The 18456-nt window shown below is 70.5% G+C and carries 19 protein-coding genes; 13 read left to right on the top strand and 6 right to left on the bottom strand.

Translation table 11 applies throughout. The features are described 5' to 3' along the window. Positions 1-129: 129 nt before the first annotated feature. The 3 genes from ACWD4G_RS05360 to ACWD4G_RS05350 are packed head-to-tail and all read left to right on the top strand — an operon-like array spanning position 130 to position 2311. A complete protein-coding gene (locus ACWD4G_RS05360) occupies positions 130-1200 on the top strand; it encodes a Rieske 2Fe-2S domain-containing protein (RefSeq protein ID WP_451290863.1) in 1071 nt (356 codons plus the stop codon). Next, on the top strand, positions 1197-1373 hold the full coding sequence (locus ACWD4G_RS05355) for a hypothetical protein (protein ID WP_451290862.1): 177 nt from the start codon (positions 1197-1199) through the stop codon (positions 1371-1373). The genes ACWD4G_RS05360 and ACWD4G_RS05355 overlap by 4 nt, the downstream gene beginning before the upstream one ends. Continuing rightward, positions 1370-2311 carry a PDR/VanB family oxidoreductase gene (locus ACWD4G_RS05350; RefSeq protein ID WP_451290861.1) on the top strand — a complete coding sequence of 314 codons (942 nt, stop codon included), beginning with the start codon at positions 1370-1372 and terminating at the stop codon, positions 2309-2311. The genes ACWD4G_RS05355 and ACWD4G_RS05350 overlap by 4 nt, the downstream gene beginning before the upstream one ends. On the opposite strand, the gene ACWD4G_RS05345 is transcribed toward ACWD4G_RS05350, so the two are convergent. Next, the gene (locus ACWD4G_RS05345) at positions 2262-3092 is read right to left on the bottom strand and encodes an IclR family transcriptional regulator domain-containing protein (RefSeq protein WP_451290860.1); all 831 of its coding nucleotides are present in this window, start codon (positions 3090-3092) and stop codon (positions 2262-2264) included. The genes ACWD4G_RS05350 and ACWD4G_RS05345 overlap by 50 nt on opposite strands. Before the next feature lie 259 nt (positions 3093-3351). Between ACWD4G_RS05345 and ACWD4G_RS05340 the strand changes: the two genes are divergently transcribed. The 4 genes from ACWD4G_RS05340 to ACWD4G_RS05325 are packed head-to-tail and all read left to right on the top strand — an operon-like array spanning position 3352 to position 6718. Then, the gene (locus tag ACWD4G_RS05340) at positions 3352-4323 is read left to right on the top strand and encodes an ABC transporter substrate-binding protein (RefSeq protein WP_451290859.1); all 972 of its coding nucleotides are present in this window, start codon (positions 3352-3354) and stop codon (positions 4321-4323) included. Then, positions 4320-5102, top strand: coding sequence for an ABC transporter permease (locus ACWD4G_RS05335; RefSeq protein ID WP_451290858.1), 783 nt, complete (start codon positions 4320-4322; stop codon positions 5100-5102). The genes ACWD4G_RS05340 and ACWD4G_RS05335 overlap by 4 nt, the downstream gene beginning before the upstream one ends. Beyond that, positions 5099-5875: an ABC transporter permease gene (locus ACWD4G_RS05330; RefSeq protein WP_451290857.1), complete on the top strand. Its 777-nt coding sequence runs from the start codon at positions 5099-5101 to the stop codon at positions 5873-5875. The genes ACWD4G_RS05335 and ACWD4G_RS05330 overlap by 4 nt, the downstream gene beginning before the upstream one ends. 27 nt (positions 5876-5902) lie before the next feature. Then, on the top strand, positions 5903-6718 hold the full coding sequence (locus ACWD4G_RS05325) for an ABC transporter ATP-binding protein (RefSeq protein WP_451290856.1): 816 nt from the start codon (positions 5903-5905) through the stop codon (positions 6716-6718). A 252-nt stretch (positions 6719-6970) separates the two neighbouring features. Here the strand turns inward: ACWD4G_RS05325 and ACWD4G_RS05320 are convergent, their stop codons facing one another. Then, positions 6971-7642: an MmyB family transcriptional regulator gene (locus ACWD4G_RS05320; RefSeq protein ID WP_451290855.1), complete on the bottom strand. Its 672-nt coding sequence runs from the start codon at positions 7640-7642 to the stop codon at positions 6971-6973. Positions 7643-7916: 274 nt separating this feature from the next. Here ACWD4G_RS05320 and ACWD4G_RS05315 point away from each other — a divergent pair, with 274 nt between their 5' ends. The 5 genes from ACWD4G_RS05315 to ACWD4G_RS05295 all read left to right on the top strand — a co-directional run bounded on the left by ACWD4G_RS05315 (position 7917) and on the right by ACWD4G_RS05295 (position 12705). After that, positions 7917-8573, top strand: coding sequence for a helix-turn-helix domain-containing protein (locus ACWD4G_RS05315; protein ID WP_451290854.1), 657 nt, complete (start codon positions 7917-7919; stop codon positions 8571-8573). A gap of 31 nt (positions 8574-8604) precedes the next feature. Continuing rightward, positions 8605-9153, top strand: coding sequence for a toxin-antitoxin system, toxin component (locus tag ACWD4G_RS05310; protein WP_451290853.1), 549 nt, complete (start codon positions 8605-8607; stop codon positions 9151-9153). A 10-nt stretch (positions 9154-9163) separates the two neighbouring features. After that, positions 9164-10372, top strand: a complete 1209-nt coding sequence (locus tag ACWD4G_RS05305) for an MAB_1171c family putative transporter (protein WP_451290852.1) — start codon at positions 9164-9166, stop codon at positions 10370-10372. A gap of 574 nt (positions 10373-10946) precedes the next feature. After that, the gene (locus tag ACWD4G_RS05300; RefSeq protein WP_451291143.1) at positions 10947-12314 is read left to right on the top strand and encodes an FAD-dependent monooxygenase; all 1368 of its coding nucleotides are present in this window, start codon (positions 10947-10949) and stop codon (positions 12312-12314) included. Between the two features lie 163 nt (positions 12315-12477). Next, entirely contained in the window at positions 12478-12705 is a 228-nt protein-coding gene (locus tag ACWD4G_RS05295) for a hypothetical protein (protein WP_451290851.1), read from the top strand. A gap of 159 nt (positions 12706-12864) precedes the next feature. On the opposite strand, the gene ACWD4G_RS05290 is transcribed toward ACWD4G_RS05295, so the two are convergent. From ACWD4G_RS05290 to ACWD4G_RS05280, 3 genes are read right to left on the bottom strand one after another with little or no spacing between them, the layout of a single operon-like run. Next, positions 12865-13845 carry a polyprenyl synthetase family protein gene (locus tag ACWD4G_RS05290; protein ID WP_451290850.1) on the bottom strand — a complete coding sequence of 327 codons (981 nt, stop codon included), beginning with the start codon at positions 13843-13845 and terminating at the stop codon, positions 12865-12867. Continuing rightward, positions 13842-14600: a 4'-phosphopantetheinyl transferase family protein gene (locus ACWD4G_RS05285; protein ID WP_451290849.1), complete on the bottom strand. Its 759-nt coding sequence runs from the start codon at positions 14598-14600 to the stop codon at positions 13842-13844. The genes ACWD4G_RS05290 and ACWD4G_RS05285 overlap by 4 nt, the downstream gene beginning before the upstream one ends. Then, positions 14545-15456 (bottom strand): metallophosphoesterase family protein, encoded by a 912-nt coding sequence (locus tag ACWD4G_RS05280; RefSeq protein ID WP_451290848.1) that lies wholly within the window; start codon positions 15454-15456, stop codon positions 14545-14547. Before ACWD4G_RS05280 ends, ACWD4G_RS05285 begins: the two co-directional genes overlap by 56 nt. Before the next feature lie 303 nt (positions 15457-15759). Here ACWD4G_RS05280 and ACWD4G_RS05275 point away from each other — a divergent pair, with 303 nt between their 5' ends. Beyond that, entirely contained in the window at positions 15760-16998 is a 1239-nt protein-coding gene (locus tag ACWD4G_RS05275) for an ATP-grasp domain-containing protein (RefSeq protein WP_451290847.1), read from the top strand. A gap of 150 nt (positions 16999-17148) precedes the next feature. Here the strand turns inward: ACWD4G_RS05275 and ACWD4G_RS05270 are convergent, their stop codons facing one another. Continuing rightward, positions 17149-18324: a trypsin-like serine protease gene (locus ACWD4G_RS05270; protein ID WP_451290846.1), complete on the bottom strand. Its 1176-nt coding sequence runs from the start codon at positions 18322-18324 to the stop codon at positions 17149-17151. Positions 18325-18456 lie beyond the last annotated feature (132 nt).

Here is an 18456-nt window from a genome sequence, read left to right as displayed (position 1 = left end):
AGCCATTGGCGAATCAAGCCTCTGACCAGGCCGTTTACATCGGACCTTCCGTGAGGCGGAAGCCGTATTGCGCCCCCGTGACGCCCTTTCGGAAGATGTCGCCAACGCAGACAGACGGGAGCCGCAACGATGCCGCACATGACCGCCTTCGCCAGGAACCAGTGGTACGTCGCCGCCTACGCCAATGAAGTGGGGCGGGAGTTGCTCGGGCGGACGATCCTCGGTGAGCCGCTCGTGTTCTACCGGACCGAGGAGGACGGGACGCCGGTCGCGCTGCACGACCGGTGTGTGCACCGCCGGTATCCGCTGTCGAAGGCGCCGACCCGCCTCGACGGCGACCGGGTCGTCTGCGGCTACCACGGCTTCACGTACGACACGACGGGCGCCTGTGTGTATGTGCCGGGGCAGAAGCGGGTGCCGCGCACGGCGCGTGTGTCCTCGTACCCGGTGGTCGAGCAGGACTCCCTGATCTGGGTGTGGATCGGCGACCCGGCGCTCGCCGACCCGCAGACCATCCCGCGCGCCAGGCACCTCGACTCCCCCGGCTGGGTGACCGTGCGCGGTATGGAGCCCATCGACGCCGACTACGGTCTCCTCGTCGACAACCTCCTCGATCTCTCCCACGAGACCTACCTGCACGGCGGCTACATCGGCACCCCCGAGGTCGCCGAGACGCCGATCACCACGGAGGTCGACGAGGGCGCCGGTATCGTCCGGGTCAGCCGGCACATGGACGACGCCGAGTGCCCGCCGTTCTACGCCAAGTCGACCGGTATCACGGGCCGGATCACCCGCTGGCAGGACATCGAGTACCACGCCCCCTGCCTGTATCTGCTGCACAGCCGGGTCGCCCCGGTCGGTGTGGTGCCGGAGGCGGACGGCAGCGACCCGGGCGGCTTCCACACCGAGGTCACCTACGCCATCACTCCGTCCGCCGACGGCAAGGTGTACGACTTCTGGATGGTCTCGCGGGACTGGGCGATCGAGGACGACGAGGTCACCGAGTTCCTGCGGAAGAACAACCACACGGTGGTCATGCAGGACGTCGACGCCCTCAACCTGCTCCAGGAGACCCTCGGCACCGAGCGCACCGGCTACCAGGAGCTGAGCATCAACATCGACACCGGTGGTCTGGCCGCCCGCCGTATCCTCGCCCGGCTGGTCGAGGAGGGCGCCAAGCCCGTGGAGAAGGTCCAGTGAGCGCACCGTTCAGGACCGGCGAGATCTACCGCATCGACTGGCTGCCGGGCACGGACGTCCTGCACGGCACCTGCCACTGTGGCCGCGAGCACACCGCGCATGACCCGATCGAGATGTGGGAATGGATGCTCGCCCACCCACAGGGCCACGAGCCGCGAGGAAACGACTCATGACCTCATCCCCCTATGAAGCCGAACTCGTCGTCGAGGAGCGGGAGTTCGCCGCCGACGGCGTACTCGCCCTCACCCTTCGCCACCCGGTGGGCGAGGAGCTTCCGCTCTGGGAGCCGGGCGCGCACATCGATGTGCTGCTCGGCCCCGGCCTGGAGCGGCAGTACTCGCTGTGCGGTGACCCGGCGGACCGGCACTCCTGGCGGATCGGTGTGCTGCGCGAGCCCGATGGGCGCGGCGGATCGGCGTATGTGCACACGGAGTTGAGCCAGGGCGACAAGGTCCGGGTGCGCGGCCCGCGCAACAACTTCGCCCTGGAGTCTGCCCCGCGCTATCAGTTCATCGCCGGTGGCATCGGGGTCACTCCCATCCTGCCGATGCTCGCCGCCGCGGAGGCCGCGGGTGCCGAGTGGTCGTTGCTCTACGGCGGGCGCAGTCGTCGGTCCATGGCGTTCCAGGGCGAGTTGTGGTCCTACGGCGACAAGGTCACCGTCGCCCCGCAGGACGAGACCGGGCTGCTGGACCTCGGCTCGGTGCTTGACGACCTCCCCGAGGGCACCCTCGTCTACTGCTGTGGCCCCGGGCCGCTGCTGGACGCGGTCGAACAGCGGTGTCCGGGGCGGTCGCTGAGGGTGGAGCGGTTCCAGCCGAAGGAGCAGGAGACCGGCCCCGACAGCGAGTTCGAGGTGGTGTTGGAGCAGTCGGGCAAGACCCTCACCGTTCCCGTCGGGGTCTCGGTGCTCGACGCCGTGCGGGCGGCCGGGGCCGATGTGCTCTCCTCCTGCGAGGAGGGGACCTGCGGGACCTGTGAGACGGATGTCCTCGACGGCACCCCGGACCATCGGGACTCGGTGCTGACCGACGAGGAACGCGAGTCCGGGGAGACCATGCTCATCTGTGTCTCCCGCTGCCGAGGGCCCCGGCTCGTCCTCGACCTGTAGCGGCGAGGTCGGCCTCTATCAGGGCGACCGTGGCCAGCAGATGCGGCAGCAGGTCACGGCGTACGGACTCCACGGAGTTGCGGCCGGCGTGGACGGGGATGTTCACGGCGGCCACCACCTCGCCGTCCCGGTCGCGTACCGGGGCGGCGACCGACCTGAGCCCCTTCTCCAGTTCCTGGTCGACGACGGCGTACCCCTGGCGCCGTACCCGCCGTAGCTCGGCGCGGAGTTGGCCGGCGGAGACGATCGTGCGGTCGGTGAGGGGCCTGAGGTCGGCGCGGGCGAGGCGGGCCTCGATCTCCTCGTCCGGCAGATGGGCGAGGATCACCCGGCCGACCGAGGTGACATGCGCCGGGAAGCGGGTGCCGACGGTGATCGTCGCGGTCATGATGCGGCTGGTGGGGACGCGGGCCACGTACACGATCGCGTCGTCGTCGAGGACGCACAGCGACGACGACTCCCCGACCTGTGCGACCAGCCGCTCAAGGTGCGGCTCGGCCAGGTCGGGCAGGGTGAAACTCGACAGATACGCGTAGCCGAGTTCGAGCACGCGCGGGGTGAGCCGGAAGAGCCGGCCGTCGGTGTGGACGTACCCGAGGTCGACGAGGGTGAGCAGAAAGCGGCGGGCGGCGGCGCGGGTCAGTTCGCAGGTGCGGGCGACCTCGCTGAGCGTCAGCGAGGGGTGCTCGGCGTCGAACGCGCGGATCACGGCGAGACCGCGCTCGAAGGAGCGGACGAAGTGGGGTTCGCGGACTGAGCCGAACCGGGCTCGTTCTGGCATCGTCGCCTCCACGAGGACCACGAACACAGGACGCACGAAGGCGCGGGAAGACGCGCGGGGCAGTGCGCTCAGTATGGCGGCAATGCCCTCGGTACGCACGATGGTGCGCTGTGCGCACGCTGTGAACACACCTCTACAACTGTCAACTACCTTGCGCATCTGGGGCATTGACCCGTCACCGATGGCGTTCTACGTTCCCGCTGAGCACTTCTGTGCGGTGTGCGCACAGCCTCTCGAAACGGTCCCTACAGGGGGAGTCATGCGTCGTCTGCTCATCGGCCTCACGGCCGGTACCTTGATCGTCGCCGCGACGGCCTGCGGTTCGTCCGACTCCTCCGGGTCGGACACCGGGGACGGCGCGTCCGGCGGCACCACCACGCTCAAGGTCGGCATCATCCCGATCGTCGATGTCGCCCCGCTCTACCTCGGGGAGAAGAAGGGCTTCTTCAAGGAGCGGGGCATCGAGCTGGAACTGACGGCCGCTCAGGGCGGCGCGGCGATCGTGCCGGGCGTCGCCAGCGGGCAGTTCCAGTTCGGCTTCAGCAATGTGACATCGCTGATGATCGCCCAGACGAACAACGTGCCCGTGGAGGCCGTCGCCAACGGCATCAACTCCACCGGTGTCGAGGGCGAGGACTTCGGCGCCCTCACCGTGAAGAAGGGCAGCGCCATCAAGTCGGCGAAGGAGTTGGAGGGCAAGAAGGTCGCCATCAACACGCTCAAGAACATCAACGAGACGGCGGTGCGCGAGTCGGTGCGCAAGGCGGGCGGCGACCCGGACAGGGTGAACTTCGTCGAGCTGGCCTTCGACCAGATGCCGGCCGCCCTCGACGGCGGGCAGGTGGACGCGGCCATGGTGGTCGAGCCCGCGCTCGCCACCGTCAGGAGCCAGGGCGGCACCGTGATCGCCTCGCCCCTCGTCGATGTCGCGAAGGACCTCACCGTCGCGATGTACTTCACCTCCACGCGGTACGCGCAGGAGAACCCGGAGCTGGTGAAGAAGTTCCAGGAGGCCACGGCCCAGTCCCTGGCCTACGCGAACGACCACCCGGACGAGGCCCGCGAGATCATCACCACGTACACCAAGATCCCCGCGGCGACGCTGGAGCAGGTGACCCTCCCGAAGTGGCCCACCGAGCCCAACCGCGCCTCGATCGAGGCGCTGATGAAGCTCGGCGAGGAGGACGGGCTGTTCAAGTCCACGCCGGATCTGGACAAGCTGCTGCCGTGAACAGGTCGGCCCCGCCCCAAGTCGTGCTCGGCGCCGCCGGGTTCGCGGGATTCCTCGCCCTGTGGGAGGTCGTCCCGCGACTCGGTCTCGTCAAGGACGCCTACTTCCCACCGGTCAGCCGTGTCCTCGGTGCCCTGGTCGACGAACTGTCCGACGAGGCCTTCTGGACCGCCCTCGGTGACACCCTCACCGGCTGGGCGGTCGGCCTGCTGATCGCCGTGACGGCCGGAATCCTGACCGGAGTCGTCATCGCGGTCGTCCCGTATCTGCGCGAGGCCACGGCCTCCACGATCGAGTTCCTCCGCCCGATCCCGTCCGTCGCCCTGATCCCCCTCGCCGTACTCCTGTTCGGCACGGAACTCCAGTCGGTCCTCCTCCTGGTCGTCTACGCCTCGTTCTGGCAGATCCTCATCCAGACCCTGTACGGCGTCCAGGACGTCGACCCGGTCGCCGAGGAGACCGCCCGCTCCTACGGCCTCGGCCCGTTGGCCCGGGTCCGGTATGTGCTGTGGCCCACGGCGCTGCCGTACGTCATGACCGGAATCCGCCTCGCCGCGGCCGTCGCGCTCATCCTGGCCGTGACCGCCGAACTCGTCATCGGGGCCCCGGGGCTCGGCGCCCGGATCGCCGTCGCCCAGGCCTCGCAGGCGGTGCCGGAGATGTACGCGCTGGTGGTGGTCACCGGGGTGCTGGGGCTGCTGATCAATGTGTGCGCGCGGACGGTGGAGCGGCGGGCGCTGGCCTGGCATCAGTCGGTGCGCGGGGAGGTGGCGGTGTGAAACGCGCCGTCTTGCGGCTGGTGTTCGTCGTGGCGCTGCCGCTGGTGCTGGTCGCCGTGTGGTGGCTGGCGTCGGACGACAGCACCGATGTGTACTGGCCGCCGCTGCGCACGATCCTCACCACCTTCCCCGACGTGTGGACCGCCGAGCGGCTGCGGGCCGACGTCCTGCCCAGTGTGCTGCGGCTGTTGGCGGGTTACGGCTCGGCGGCGGTCGTCGGGGTGGCGCTCGGTACGGTCATCGGCTCCTACCGGCGGGTGCGGGCGGTGTGCGAGCCGGTGCTGGAGTTCCTGCGGGCGGTGCCGCCGCCGGTGCTGGTCCCGGTGATCATGCTGTTCGCGGGGATCGGCGACACGATGAAGATCGCGGTGATCGCCAGCGGCTGTGTCTGGCCGATCCTGCTCAACACGGTCGAGGGCGTCCGCGCGGTGGACTCGGTGATGGCCGAGACGGCCCGCTCCTACGGCATCACGGGCGTGGCCCGGCTGCGCGATGTCGTGCTGCGTTCGGCGAGCCCGCAGATCTTCGCGGGGCTGCGCCAGGCGCTGTCGATCGGCATCATCCTCATGGTCATCAGCGAGATGTTCGCGGCCAGCAACGGACTGGGCTTCACCATCGTGCAGTTCCAGCGCGGTTTCGCGATCCCCGACATGTGGACCGGCATCCTCGTCCTCGGTCTGCTCGGGTTCCTTCTCTCGGTCGTCTTCCGGCTGGTCGAGCGGCGTGTGCTCGGCTGGTACCACGGTCTGCGCGCCTCCTCCCGGCGGTCGTAGGTGAAACTTCAGAAGGGGCGGCAGCCGATGCGCGGATTGCTTCAGGTGTCGGGCCTGAACAAGGTCTACGAGGGGTCCGGCCGCCGGGTGGAGGCGGTACGGGACCTCACCTTCACCGTGGACGCCGGTGAACTGGTGTGTCTGGTGGGGCCGTCGGGCTGCGGCAAGACGACACTGCTGAAGTGCGTGGCCGGGCTGCTCGAACCCACCGCCGGTGAAGTCCGGCTGGAGGGGCGGCCGGTGAGCGGGCCGCCGCCGGGGATGGCGGTGGTCTTCCAGGAGTACGGGCGGAGCCTGTTCCCGTGGATGCGGGTTCGGGACAATGTGGAACTGCCGCTGAAGCACAAGCGGTTGACCAGGCCGCAGCGATTCGGGCTGGTGACCGACGCCCTCGCCTCGGTCGGGCTCTCCGACGCGGCGGGCGCGTACCCCTGGCAGCTCTCCGGTGGGATGCAGCAGCGGGTGGCCATCGCCCGTGCCCTCGCCTACGAACCGGACGTGCTGCTGATGGACGAGCCGTTCGCGGCGGTCGACGCCCAGACCCGCGCCGATCTGGAGGACCTGGTCCGGGGGCTGTGGCGGCAGCGGGGCATCACCATCCTCTTCGTCACCCATGACATCGACGAGGCCGTCTACCTGGGCGAACGCGTCCTGGTGCTCTCCGCCTCCCCCACGGTCGTGCAGGAGCAGCTCAAGATCGACCTCCCCGCCGACCGCGACCAGCTCCACACCCGGGTGGCCCCGCGCTTCGCCGAGTTGCGCACCCATGTGTACGAGCAGATCCAGGCGGCGAAGCGGGGTGGTCCGGGGAAGCCAGGGGTGTCGATCGACAAGCGGGACTGAGACCGGCCCTGGGCGACAGCCTCCGGCGCCGTCGGCGACCTGAACGCCGGCGGTGCCGGAGGCGGGGCGGCCTCACCACTGGGGGGCCTTGCAATCGACGGCTTCACGGCCCGGCGGCTCGCGGGTTCGGCGCCCGTCCACGGACGGCGGAACTCGCGGTCGAAGGGCTCGGAGTCCGCGAACGACGGACCTCGCGCTCGAAGGACTCAGCAGATCGAAGGGCTCAGCAGATCGAAGGGCTCGGAGTCGGGGCTACGGCACCACGCTCAAATGGGTCGACGTGGTTCTGCGCGTACGGCGGGCGCGGCGCGGGGCGTCGGTCGAACGGGCCGATTCCCGCAGGACCAGGGTCATCCGGGTGTAGCCCAGGTCGCGCAGGGTGTCCGGGGTCTCGTCGACGACGCGGCAGTCGGTGGCGCCCCAGCGCGGATCGGGGTGGATCAGGGGGCGGACGACCCCGTCGTGGCGGACGGCGGAGGGGCCTACCTCGCGCAGCCAGTGCGGCAGGCCGTGGCGGTAGGCGGCGTCCATGATGGGGTCCTGGGCGATGTCCCGGCGGATGGACTGCAGCCCCCGGTCCTGGGCGTGGCGCTCCACGGCGGCGGAGAAGTGGGCGAGCATCGGCAGACACCAACTGGACTCGTGCTCACCGAGGACGGTGGCCGCGTCGGGGTGGAACAGCACGAAGCGGAGGAAGTTGTCGCCCGGCATGGCCGTCGGATGCGGTCCCACGGCGTGGAAGAGCGACCGGAACGCGGAGTTGGCGAGGACGACGTCCCAGCGGTGGTCGAGCACGACGGACGGGAAGGGGACGGACTCCAGCAGCGCGGCGTAGTCCTGGAGATACGCCTGTGCTTCCTGGGCTTCGAGACTGTCGGGGACGGGCCGCGGTACCGACCGCTGCCCTCCTGCCTGAGATGCCATCGGGAGGTCACCCCTCTTGCCTATGCGGCCTTCACGCGGCGCCTTGATCCTCCTGCCCTGCACTCAGTCGTGTCAACTATCGTGGCATTCGACGCCGGTTGACGGCTGAATCTCGCCACAGTTGTGGCGAGACCTGGATGTGGGTTCGGCCGACCCGTTACTCTCCCCGCAGTTCACGGTGTACTTGCCGGGACCAGGGTCTCGCGCCAGGCTTGGTTCCACGGATTCCGCAGTACCGCGAAATTGGCCTGAGAGAGACGTAGGAGATCTGTCGGTGACGGATGGCTTCGAGGTTCCGGACGCCGCGGCGACGGTTCTGCTGCCGGCCGTCGTGGCCCGTGTCACCGCGCTCACCGACAGGCTCGGCGTGGCGCACACGGTGGTCTTCGACACCAGACGGCTCTCGATCGCGTCCGGTGTGCCGGAGCCGGTGGTGAAGGCCCTGCTCAGCGGGCAGCGCGCCGGAGAGCCGGACATCCAGACCCGCTTCCTGCAGCGCCTCGACCTGCTGCGCCGCACCCGACTCAAGCCGAACGGCCGCAAATACACCCAGCAGGAGATCGCCGACGGCGCGGGGATGTCGCGCCAGCAGGCGGGGGCCCTCATCAACGGCGACCGACGCCCCACCATGGAGCACTGCGACGCCATCCAGCGCTTCTTCAGAGTGCACGCGGGCTTCCTGACCGCCGAGGACCCCGAGGCACTGGCGAGCGCCCTGATGCGCACCGAGCAGGACCTCCTCCAGCAGCTCGCCGACCGTGAGCGGGCGGCCGCCGAGGCCGCCGACGACCCGCTGCGGCGGCTGCTGCAGAACCACGGGGTCCGCTCCATCGCCTGGCGGGCAGCCCAGTTGCCCACCGACCAGCACCGCGACAAGGTCGCGGAGTGGCTGGACATGCTGCTGGAGAGCGTCAAGCGGCCCGAGTCCTGACCGGGGGAGATCTGTGGGCATCGGAAAGGAAATGCGCCGTCTGTGCGGCGAGTTGGTCGGCGAGCTGACACTCCCGGCCCCGGCGGACCCCGCCGACCTCTACGGCGCGCTGTGCGACGCGATGAGCAGACGCCGGGGCCGCCCCGTCCAGTACCGTACGGCCGCCTTCCCACCCGGTACGGCCAGCGGGCTGTGGCTGGACATGGCCGAGCAGGACCTCGTCGTCATCGAGGAGCGCACCGCGCCCGACCACCAGTTGGTGATCCTCGGCCATGAGCTGTGGCACATGCAGGCGGGGCACCACGGTCAGCATGTGCCGGGAGCCGAGGGCGATGTGGGCGCCGCCGTCGCCGCGCGTTTATTGAGCGCCGACGCCGACCTCGGAGCGACCGTCCTGAAGGTCGCCGCCCGGACCCGGTTCGACCTCGCGGACGAGCAGGACGCGGAGAGCTTCGGGCTGCTGCTGGCCAGCAAGTGCCGCACCTGGCTCGCCGGTTCGGCGCAGCGCGGGCCCATGGGACGCGAACATCTGGCGGGTCGTATCGGGGCCTCGCTGGGGTACCGCGGGCCTCGGGGCTGAGCCGTCGGGAATGGACGGGATCAGCTATTACGTACCGGCCGTCGCGATGGCGGTGGCGCTCGCCCTGAAGACCCCGGCGCTGCTGCGCCACTGGCGCGACCCCCTGCTGAGGTCGGTGTGCGCGCTGATGGCGCTGGCGTCGCTGTCGTTCTGCTTCGCCGCGCCGCCGACCATCGTCCTGGTCAACCGGGTCACCGGCATCACCAACTTCTCGGCGACCCTGGTCTACGTCCTGATGAGCGCCTTCAGCAGCTCCTGTCTGGTGCTGATCATCAACTGGCGCGGCGGCCCTCCCGGGTCGACCCGACGGCTGGCGCGGCGGTGGATCGCCGGGTACGGGGTGGTGTGCGCGACGATCGTGGTGCTGTTCGTGCTCGGGGACGCGCCGGCGCAGCGGGTGCGGGACTTCGACACGTACTACGCCGACTCCCCGTTCCTGCGGGAGATGATCGTGCTGTACCTCCTCGCCTACACCGTCGCCTGTGTCGTGATGAACGTGATGTGCTGGCGCTGGGCGCTGCAGGTGCGCGGCTGGCTGCGCGCCGGACTGCTGATCATCGCGTTCGGTTATCTGGTCAACCTCACCTTCGCCGGGGCCAAGTTCATCGCGCTGGCCGCCCGCTGGCAGGGCGGGAACCTGGACGATCTGAGCACGCACGTCGCCCCCGCGATGGCCTCCGTCGGCGCCCAGATCAGCGCGCTCGGCCTCTGTCTGCCGTGGGCCGGACAGCGCATCGGCGACGCCTGGACCACCTGGTCCACCTACCGCACCCTCGGCCCGCTGTGGCGGGAGCTGAGGCCCGTGTGGGGCCATGCGAGCCATGATGTACGGATCTCCTGGTGGGCGCCCGCCCAGTTGCAGATGACCCAGCGGGAGTCCGCCATCCACGACGGCATGCTCAGCCTCTACCCGTACTTCGACTCCGATGTGCGCGCCAAGGCCTACGACGCGGCCGTCGCCGCCGGTTCCGAACCGGTGCAGGCACGGGCCGAGGCCGACGCGGCGATGGTGACTGCGGCGGTACGGGCAAGGGCGGACGACCCCGAGGGCCGGGTCCTCGACTCGGCGGCGGCCGACGCCCCGACCGCACCCGCCGAGAACCCCCGCGACCTCGTACGGATGTCCATCGCCCTGCGCCAGTCCCCCGTCGTAGCGGCCGCCCGCGAATGGGCCACCGCGACCAGGTCAGAGAGCGACTGCCATGAGAGAACCCGATAACGGCACAGGCGACGGCGGCCGACCCGACGGAGGCACGGCAGGCGGAGGCACGGCCGACAGCCGCCGACCGGACAGCGACGCCGACCGCAGCCACCGGTCGGACGAGGGCACCGCCGAAGGAGACACGGCCGAAGGAGGCACCGCCGGCGGAGACACGGCCGACAGCCGCCGACCCGACAACGACGCCGACCGCAGCCACCGGTCGGACGAGAGCACCGCCGAAGGAGGCACCGCCGGCGGAGACACGGCAGGCGGAGACACGGCCGACAGCGGCCGACCCGACAACGACGCCGACCGCAGCCACCGGTCGGACGAGGGCACCGCCGAAGGAGGCACCGCCGAAGGAGACACGGCAGGCGGAGACACGGCCGACAGCCGCCGACCCGACAACGACGCGGGCCGCAGCCGCCGGTCGGACAGCGGATCAGCCGACTCCGGCCCGCCGGAGAGCGACGGCGGCCAACCGACCGGCGGCGCAGGCGGCAGCGGCGCATCCCATGACGCCGCGCGCGACAGCGGCGCATCCCATGGCGGCGCGCGCGGACCGTCGGTCTCCGCGGGCCGGCGGGCCGTTGTGCTCGGGGCGGGGCTGGGTGGGCTGTTGGCCGCTGCCGCGCTGCGGGAGCACGCCGAGGTGACCCTCGTCGAACGGGACGCCCTGCCCGAGGGGCCCGAGCCCCGCAAGGGCGTGCCGCAGGCGCAGCACGCGCATCTGCTGTGGTCCGGTGGGGCGCGGGCGATGGAGGAGTTGCTGCCCGGCGTCACGGAGGCCTGGCTGGCCGCCGGTGCCCGGCGTATTCCGCTGCCGACCGGTCTGGTCTCGCTGTCCGCGCAGGGCTGGGTGCGTCGTTGGCCCGAAATGCAGTTCATGATCGCGTGCAGCCGGGACCTGCTGGAGTCCGTCGTCCGCGCCCAGCTGCTCGCCGGCCCCCGCGTCACCGTCCTGGAACGCACCGAGATCCTGGGCCTGGAGGGCGACGCCTCCCGGGTGACGGGGGTGAGGGTCCGCTCGGCCGAGGGCGAGGAGCGGGTGCTGACCGCCGACCTGGTCGTGGACGCCGCGGGCCGGGGTTCCCGGGGCACCGTCTGGCTCGACGCGCTGGGGGTGCCGCCGGCCCCGATCGACGAGGTCGACTCCGGTCTCGTCTACGCCACCCGTATCTTCCGGGCGCCCGAGGGCACCGAGGAGTACCCGGTGGTCAACGTCCAGGCGAACGCGGCGGACGCGGTGCCGGGACGGTTCGCGACCCTCGTACCGATCGAGGGCGGACGCTGGCTGGTGACGCTGTCCGGCACCCGAGGGGGCCAACCGACGGCCGCCAACGAGGAGTTCGCGTCGTTCGCCCGCGCGATGCGGCACCCCGTCATCGGCGAGCTGGTGTCCCGGGCGGAGCCGCTGACGGACGTCGTGCTCACCCGCAGCACCAGCAACCGCCGGCGCTTCTTCGAGAAGGTGTCGGCCTGGCCCGAGGGGTTCGTCGCGGTCGGCGACGCGGTCGCCACCTACAACCCGCTCTACGGCTTCGGCATGTCCGTCGCCGCACAGTGCGCCCTCGCCCTGCGCGAGCGGGTCACGGCGCACGGCGTCACGGCACCGGGGCTGGCACGCCGTGTGCAGCGGGACGTGGCGGCGCCGGTGGGGGTCGCCTGGCGGTTGGCCACCGGTGTCGACATCCGCTATCCCGAGGCGATCGGGAAGCAGCCGGGCGCCGTTCAAAGACTCCTCGGCCGCTATGTCGAGCGGCTGGCGCGCACCGCGCTGGGACGGCCCCTCGTCTTCAGCGCGTATCTCGACGTGGTCACCCTCTGCGCCCCGATCACCGCGCTCGTCAGACCGGAGGTCGTCCTGGCGGTGCTGCGCGGCCCGGTCAAGCCGCCGTTGACCGGGCCACCACTGACGGACCAGGAACGCCGGACGGTGCTGGGCCGCACCACCGAGTAGCCGCCGTACCCGGCTCGGCACCCGCTCCCCGGGGGTTGCCGGCCGTCCGCCGGCCGGGCGAACCCGCTTGCGGGACAACGGGATTGTCAGTGGCGGACGGCAAGCTGGTGTCGTGCCACTTCCGTGGCGCGCACCGAATCGCCGAACCGGGGAGAGTCGTTCGATGCCGACCGCCGTACTGACCGACCGTGAGCGCTCCGCCGTACAGGCCTATCTGCGGCTGCTGGGGACCGTGCGGGCGGCCTTCGACGGGCCGCCGGAGGGCGGCCGGCCACCCGTGGTGCCGACCGCCGTGCTCGCCGAGGCGGAGCAGGCGCTGGCGGCGGCCGGACTCGCGGGGAACGAGGAGGAGTTCTTCCGGCTGTTGAGGAGCTGGTGCCCGGAATTCTGAGGGCGCCCGGAATTCTGAGGGCGCCCGGAATTCTGAGGGCGCCCGGAATTCTGAGGGCGCCCGGAATTCTGAGGGCGCCCGGAGTTCTAAGGGTGCCCGCCGTTCCGAGGGACACCGGAGTTCCGAGGGTGCCCTGAAGCGTCGGTCCGCCGGGGGCTGTCACCTGATCGGTGTCAGATACATCCCGGCGGACTGGTCGACGAGGTGCCGCAGCGCCGGCACATACATCGCGTCGCCGCCCAGCGTGTCGAGGAGGCGGTGGGCCTCGTCACGGAAGCCGGTCAGGTCCTTCTCGAAGCGTCCGAGGACGGCTGGGGAAAGCAGGTGTGCGGCGAGTTCCGTGCGGGCGTCCTCGGAATTCCGGGCGGCCGCGCCGAGTTTCACGATTCTGGCTCTGGATGCGGGTGCGGATTCGTCGAGGGCGCAGGCGAGGAGATAGGTCACCGTGCCGTTCAGCAGGTCCTCGTTGCGACCGGAGAGAATGTCCTCCTGGTCGTTGAAAAGCTGCCAGAGAATGCCGAACACGTCACCGAACATCCGCCACAGTTCGACGCGTTCGCGGTCGGCTCCGGAGAGGATCGCCGCCATGGCCGTGATCATTCGGTAAGGGGCGCCGGATTTCCCGCGATAGGCCGCGAGAACGGTGTCCCGGGTGGCGTTCTCCGTATCGCCGCGCAAATCGCTCAACTGCCCTTCCGCGGCGTCGATCGAGCAGTTGACGATCTCTCCGGTCAGCGCGACCCGCACCGCGTCCGGGAGGGCTTGGGCCTGTATCACTCTGATCGGCAGGGCCTGGTTGGCGACGATGGACGCCAACAGGGCCTCGCCCGGGTCGAGTCCTGCGGGGCTCGACGCACCGTGGCCGTCGGCCAGATCGTCGAGATAACAGGCGGAGGTCCACCACAGCAGATGCACGGCGGCCAGTGGCATCGCCGGTCCGGGAGTGCCCTTCTCGGCCGCGTGCACCAGCAGGGGAAGGACCGACAAGGGGTATTTCATCTGCTGGTGGTCGAGCAGTCCGGATATCGCCGCTCGCACCGCCGGTGACTCGGGACCCAGATGCTCCAGGGCCGCCCGTATCTCCGCGTCTATCTCCGCCGAGACCTGCCGATGCAGATCCACATAGGTCAGGGAATTCATCTGGCGCCCCCGTCTTCGGTCGCCACCTCGGTGGCCGATTCGGTGGCCGATTCGATCGCCGATTCGGTCACCGCGGAAAAGGGAATCGTGACCGCCGTCGCCACAAGTCCCCCGCGGACGATCCAGCGTCCCTGGAACACGGAGATCCTCTCGCCCCTCACCACCGGTCCGGGGACGAGGAGTTCGGCCCGCAGCCCGCCCTGTCGGCCGTCGGGGTCGACGGACACCTCGATGTCGGCCTCCGCGAAGTCGAGCCATTTGCCGGTGAGCGGGAACCACGCCTTGTACACGGACTCCTTGGCGCTGAACAGCAGCCGGTCCCAGTGCACCGCCGGATGCCCGGCGGTCAGACCGCGCAGCCTGGCCTCCTCCGAGGGCAGGGCGATCGTTTCGAGGACCCCTTCGGGCAGGACGCTGTGCGGTTCGGCGTCGATGCCGAGCGAGGCGAGATCGCCGGCCCGGACCAGCGCGGCGGCGGCGTACCCCTCGCAGTGGGTCATGCTGCCGGCCAGCCCCGGTGGCCAGCCCGGTGCTCCGCGTTCCCCGGGCAGGATCGGCCGGGCGGCGACGCCGAGCTTCTCCATGGCGCGTCGGGCGCAGGCGCGTACGACGGTGAACTCCCGGCGGCGCTTGGCCACCGCGCGCGCCACGACCGCCTCCTCCTCGGGGAACAGTTCGATCCCCTCGGCGCCGGTCATGTCATCGGTGTGCGCCTCCACGGCCACGACCGACTCCGGGAGCAGTTCCTCGATCACCGGCTCCTACCTCCATCGGCAGAATGCGGCGCAGCCGTCCCGGCGGGCCCGGGCGCGGACGCCACTCGCGGGGGTAACCCACGGACACCTCTTCGAAGCGGACCCCGTCCAGCCACGTGGTCCGGGGGATGTGCAGATGGCCGTAGACCATCACCTCGACACGGAAGCGCCGATGCCAGTCGGCGGTCAGTTCCGTGCCGCACCACATGGCGAACTCGGGGTAGGTCAGGACGTCGGTCGGATGCCGGTCGAGGGGGTAGTGGTTGACCAGCACCGTCGGCAGGTCGTCCGGGAGTCCGGCGAGCCGGCGCTCGGTCTCGGCGACCCGGGCGCGGCACCAGTCGTCGCGGCTGTCGTACGGGTCGGGGTACAGCACCCGCTCGTCGGTGCACACCACGCCCGTGCCGTACGCGTACTCCAGCCCCTGTTCCTTCGTGACGCAGCCCTTGGGCAGGAACGAGTAGTCGTACAACAGGAACAGCGGGGCTACGACGACCGGGCCGCCCGGGCCCTCCCACACGGGGTACGGGTCCTCCGGGGTGAGCACGCCCAGTTCGCGACAGACCTCGACCAGGTACTCGTAGCGCGGGACGCCGCGCAGCGGGACGGTCTCCCTCGGGTGGGTCCACAGCTCGTGGTTGCCCGGCACCCAGATCACCTTGGCGAAACGGTCGGCGAGGGTGCCGAGGGCCCAGCGGATGTCGGCGACGGTCTCGGCGACGTCACCGGCGACGAGCAGCCAGTCGGCGTCGGACTCGGGGCGCATCTTCTCGACCAGGGCGCGGTTCTCGGGATAGCCGATGTGCAGATCGCTGATGGCCAGCAGATTCCCCTGTCGGCCGACCGTCGACTCCACCCTCACTCCCCTCCGGAACGCTCATGGAAAACAAGAACACATGTGCGCGCCGGCGGACAAGAGTGACCTGCCGAGGCCTTCACCACCTCCCCGGTGCGCCCCCCGACCGCGCTCCCCGTGCGCCCCGCCGCGCGAGGATTAACCTGCGCGTGACAAAAACATGGGCCCCGGTGGCCTTATGATCGGCCCCAACACCACCGCCACGCCCCCTCCTTCGCGTACGGCGGTTCGGCGTACCTCCACCTCCCCTGGCCGGGCACGGCCTGCTCCGCCGTGCCCGTGAACCGTAGAAAGGCGGCCTGCATGGTCTCTCGCGTACGCGTCTGGCTCAACCGCACGTACGCGGAGAACGTCTTCTTCATGGATCAGCTGCGGAGTAATCCGCACGGCCGACATGTGGACATCCATGCCACCCATGGCGACGCCGACTCCCCCGTCCTGGCCGCCGCCGACACCGCCGATCTGGAGCCCGAGGGGCTCTCCCCCGCCGCGTATGTGGAGTACGCGCTGGACCAGTGCGCCAAGCGCCGTATCGATGTCTTCGTGCCCCGGCTGTACCAGGCCGCGATCGCCGCGCACCGCGAGGAGTTCACGGCCCTCGGTACGGCCCTGCTGGCGCCGCCGGCCGAGGCGATCGAGGTCTTCGAGGACAAGGTCACCGCGTACGAGGCCGTGCAGGCGCACGGGGTGCCGGTGCCGCCGTGGTTCCGGGTGACGAATGTCGATCAACTGATCGCCGCCGTCGAGGAGTTGGAGGACGCCGGGCACAAGGCGTGCTTCAAGCCGGCGGCCGGGGCGGGCGGTGTGGGCTTCCGCGTCGTGACGCGCGCCCCCTTCTCGCTCGTTCACCTCAACGGCTTCCCGAGCCCGTATGTCCCCCTCGACATGGTCGTCGGCGCGCTGCGGGCGGCCGATGAGCCGGTCGACTGGCTGGTGATGCCCCGACTGGAGCAGCCCGAGGTGTCCGTCGACTGTCTGACCGGCCCGGACGGCCGGGTCCGGATGGCGGTGGGCCGCACCAAGAACGGCCGCCGCCGGGGCTTCACCCTCCACCCCGCGTGGATCGAGCCCGCCCGCCGGATCGCCGAGTCCTTCGGACTGCACTATCTGACGAACATTCAATTCCGGATGTTCGGCGAGGACCCGGTCCTCATGGACGTCAACACCCGTCCGGCCGGCGGTCTGCATCAGCTGACCCTGTGCGGGGTCAACGCCCCTTGGGCGGCCGTGCGGTTGGCTCTGGGCGAGGAGACCGGTGACATCGAGCCGGAGCGGCTCGGGCACGACTACACGGTGGTGTCGGGGCCGCGCGCCGTACGACCGGTGTCGTTGCCGCACCAAGTGGGGGACCTGACGGAGGTGGCGGTGGCCGCGAAGGCGCCCGTCGTCGCCGAGGTGCCGGTGGCGATGGCCGTACCGGAGGCTGCGGAGGCGCCGGTGGAGGCGCGTCCCGTCGCTGTCGGGCCCGCGGACGCTCCCCCACTCGCCCCGGCGGCATCGGCGGTGTGCACGTCCGCCGCCGATCGGCCCCTGGCGGTGTGAGCGATGTGGGCGATGTGAGCGAAGGGCGGCTGCCGGGTCCGGCAGCCACCCTCGGATCTCAGGTGCGCTCGAAGGTGCGCCCCAAGACGCGCCTCCAGGTACGCCTTCAGATGCGCCTTCAGATGCGCCTCAGCTGATCCGACTGTCGGATCAGGAGGCGATCCAGACGCCGAAGTCGCGCCAGGCGGTGCCGAAGTCCTGGAAGCCGAGGCGGGCGCCGGCGGAGCGGGTCGTGGTGCCCTTGGCTATCGCGCCGCCGCTGGCGGAGCCGGTGTAGATCGGGCCGCCGCTGTCACCGGGCCGGGCGGACTGCTGGCCGTCCATCTGCTCGGCCTCGACCAGGTCCTCGGAGTCGTTGTAGAAGAACAGGACCTTGATGTTGCAGATCGCGCCGCCGACGACACCGGCGCTGGTGGCGCCGGACTGGCAGAGGTACTCGCCCGGGTAGACCCAGTCCCAGCCGTCGACCCGTACGCCCACGTTGTCGGTCGGGGTGCCGGTGTAGATGAAGTTGGTGACGTCGTTGGTCTGGATGAGCATCACGTCATGCGGTTTGTCGATCTTCGACGGGGTGCCGATGTAGGTGCCGCCCCCGCTGGTGAAGGGGTCGCCGAAGTTGCCGCAGTGGCCGGCCGTCAGGAGGTACTCCGCTCCGGTGTTGTCGGTGACGCCGAAGCCGGAGGTGCAGCCGGCGCTGGGCTGCCAGATGCGGGCGCCGCCCCACCACGGGGACCAGTCGTTGTCGCGGGAGACGGGTTCGAGACGCGGCTCCTCGACCGTGCGGACCGGTACCCCGGCCACCTCGGACGCCGTCTGCGACGCGGCGGCGGCACGCTGGTCGCCGCCCGCCTCGTCCGTCGCCAGGAGGAGGCCGCTGCCGTCGGTGGGGATGTTCACGGTGTGGCCCAGCGACGGCTCCTCGGCCAGCTTCGTCTGCAGGCGCGCGGAGGCGGCCTTCAGCTCACTCAGGGAGTACGTCGCCTCGACGACCCGTACGGGCGCGGTCTCCCGGGCCTCGGCGATCGCCTTCTCGACCTTGGCGGGAAGCTCGCCCTTCCACCACAGCGCGACCCCGTCCTCCTCCAGACCGATCCCCGTGAAGCCGGCGAACCCGCCGCGCTCCTGGGCCCATCTGATCTTGTCGGCCGCTTCCACTAGGGGCCGCTGCTCGGTCATCTTCGCGAGGTCCGCCTCGGGCACGACCTCGGAGATCGGTACGACATTCCTCTCGGGACCCTGGGCGGTGGCGCCGGTCGCGGTGGTACCGACGAGCGTGGTCGCCGCGAGGGCCGCGGCAGCGGCCAGCAGAGCCGTCCTGTTTCGCATCGATCCGCCTTCCGTTCGGTGCGCATGGCTGTGTGCCAGACGCTAAGCGGTGGCGATCAATACGCGATCCATGTCGGATCAACCCGCAGGCAACCGGACCCGCCGCAACACCGTGCTCAAGAGTGTGGGTGC

The organism is Streptomyces sp. NPDC002643 (assembly GCF_053592555.1).
This window is presented reverse-complemented; position numbering and strand designations above follow the sequence as displayed.

What these genes read in the sequence shown, in the direction of transcription:
- ACWD4G_RS05345 (WP_451290860.1), bottom strand. Translation starts at nt 3,092, where the DNA reads ATGCCAGAACGAGCCCGGTTCGGCTCAGTCCGCGAACCCCACTTCGTC.
- ACWD4G_RS05340 (WP_451290859.1), top strand. Translation starts at nt 3,352, where the DNA reads ATGCGTCGTCTGCTCATCGGCCTCACGGCCGGTACCTTGATCGTCGCC.
- ACWD4G_RS05295 (WP_451290851.1), top strand. Translation starts at nt 12,478, where the DNA reads ATGCCGACCGCCGTACTGACCGACCGTGAGCGCTCCGCCGTACAGGCC.
- ACWD4G_RS05320 (WP_451290855.1), bottom strand. Translation starts at nt 7,642, where the DNA reads ATGGCATCTCAGGCAGGAGGGCAGCGGTCGGTACCGCGGCCCGTCCCC.
- ACWD4G_RS05290 (WP_451290850.1), bottom strand. Translation starts at nt 13,845, where the DNA reads ATGAATTCCCTGACCTATGTGGATCTGCATCGGCAGGTCTCGGCGGAG.
- ACWD4G_RS05305 (WP_451290852.1), top strand. Translation starts at nt 9,164, where the DNA reads ATGGACGGGATCAGCTATTACGTACCGGCCGTCGCGATGGCGGTGGCG.
- ACWD4G_RS05270 (WP_451290846.1), bottom strand. Translation starts at nt 18,324, where the DNA reads ATGCGAAACAGGACGGCTCTGCTGGCCGCTGCCGCGGCCCTCGCGGCG.
- ACWD4G_RS05360 (WP_451290863.1), top strand. Translation starts at nt 130, where the DNA reads ATGCCGCACATGACCGCCTTCGCCAGGAACCAGTGGTACGTCGCCGCC.
- ACWD4G_RS05325 (WP_451290856.1), top strand. Translation starts at nt 5,903, where the DNA reads ATGCGCGGATTGCTTCAGGTGTCGGGCCTGAACAAGGTCTACGAGGGG.
- ACWD4G_RS05350 (WP_451290861.1), top strand. Translation starts at nt 1,370, where the DNA reads ATGACCTCATCCCCCTATGAAGCCGAACTCGTCGTCGAGGAGCGGGAG.
- ACWD4G_RS05310 (WP_451290853.1), top strand. Translation starts at nt 8,605, where the DNA reads ATGCGCCGTCTGTGCGGCGAGTTGGTCGGCGAGCTGACACTCCCGGCC.
- ACWD4G_RS05275 (WP_451290847.1), top strand. Translation starts at nt 15,760, where the DNA reads ATGGTCTCTCGCGTACGCGTCTGGCTCAACCGCACGTACGCGGAGAAC.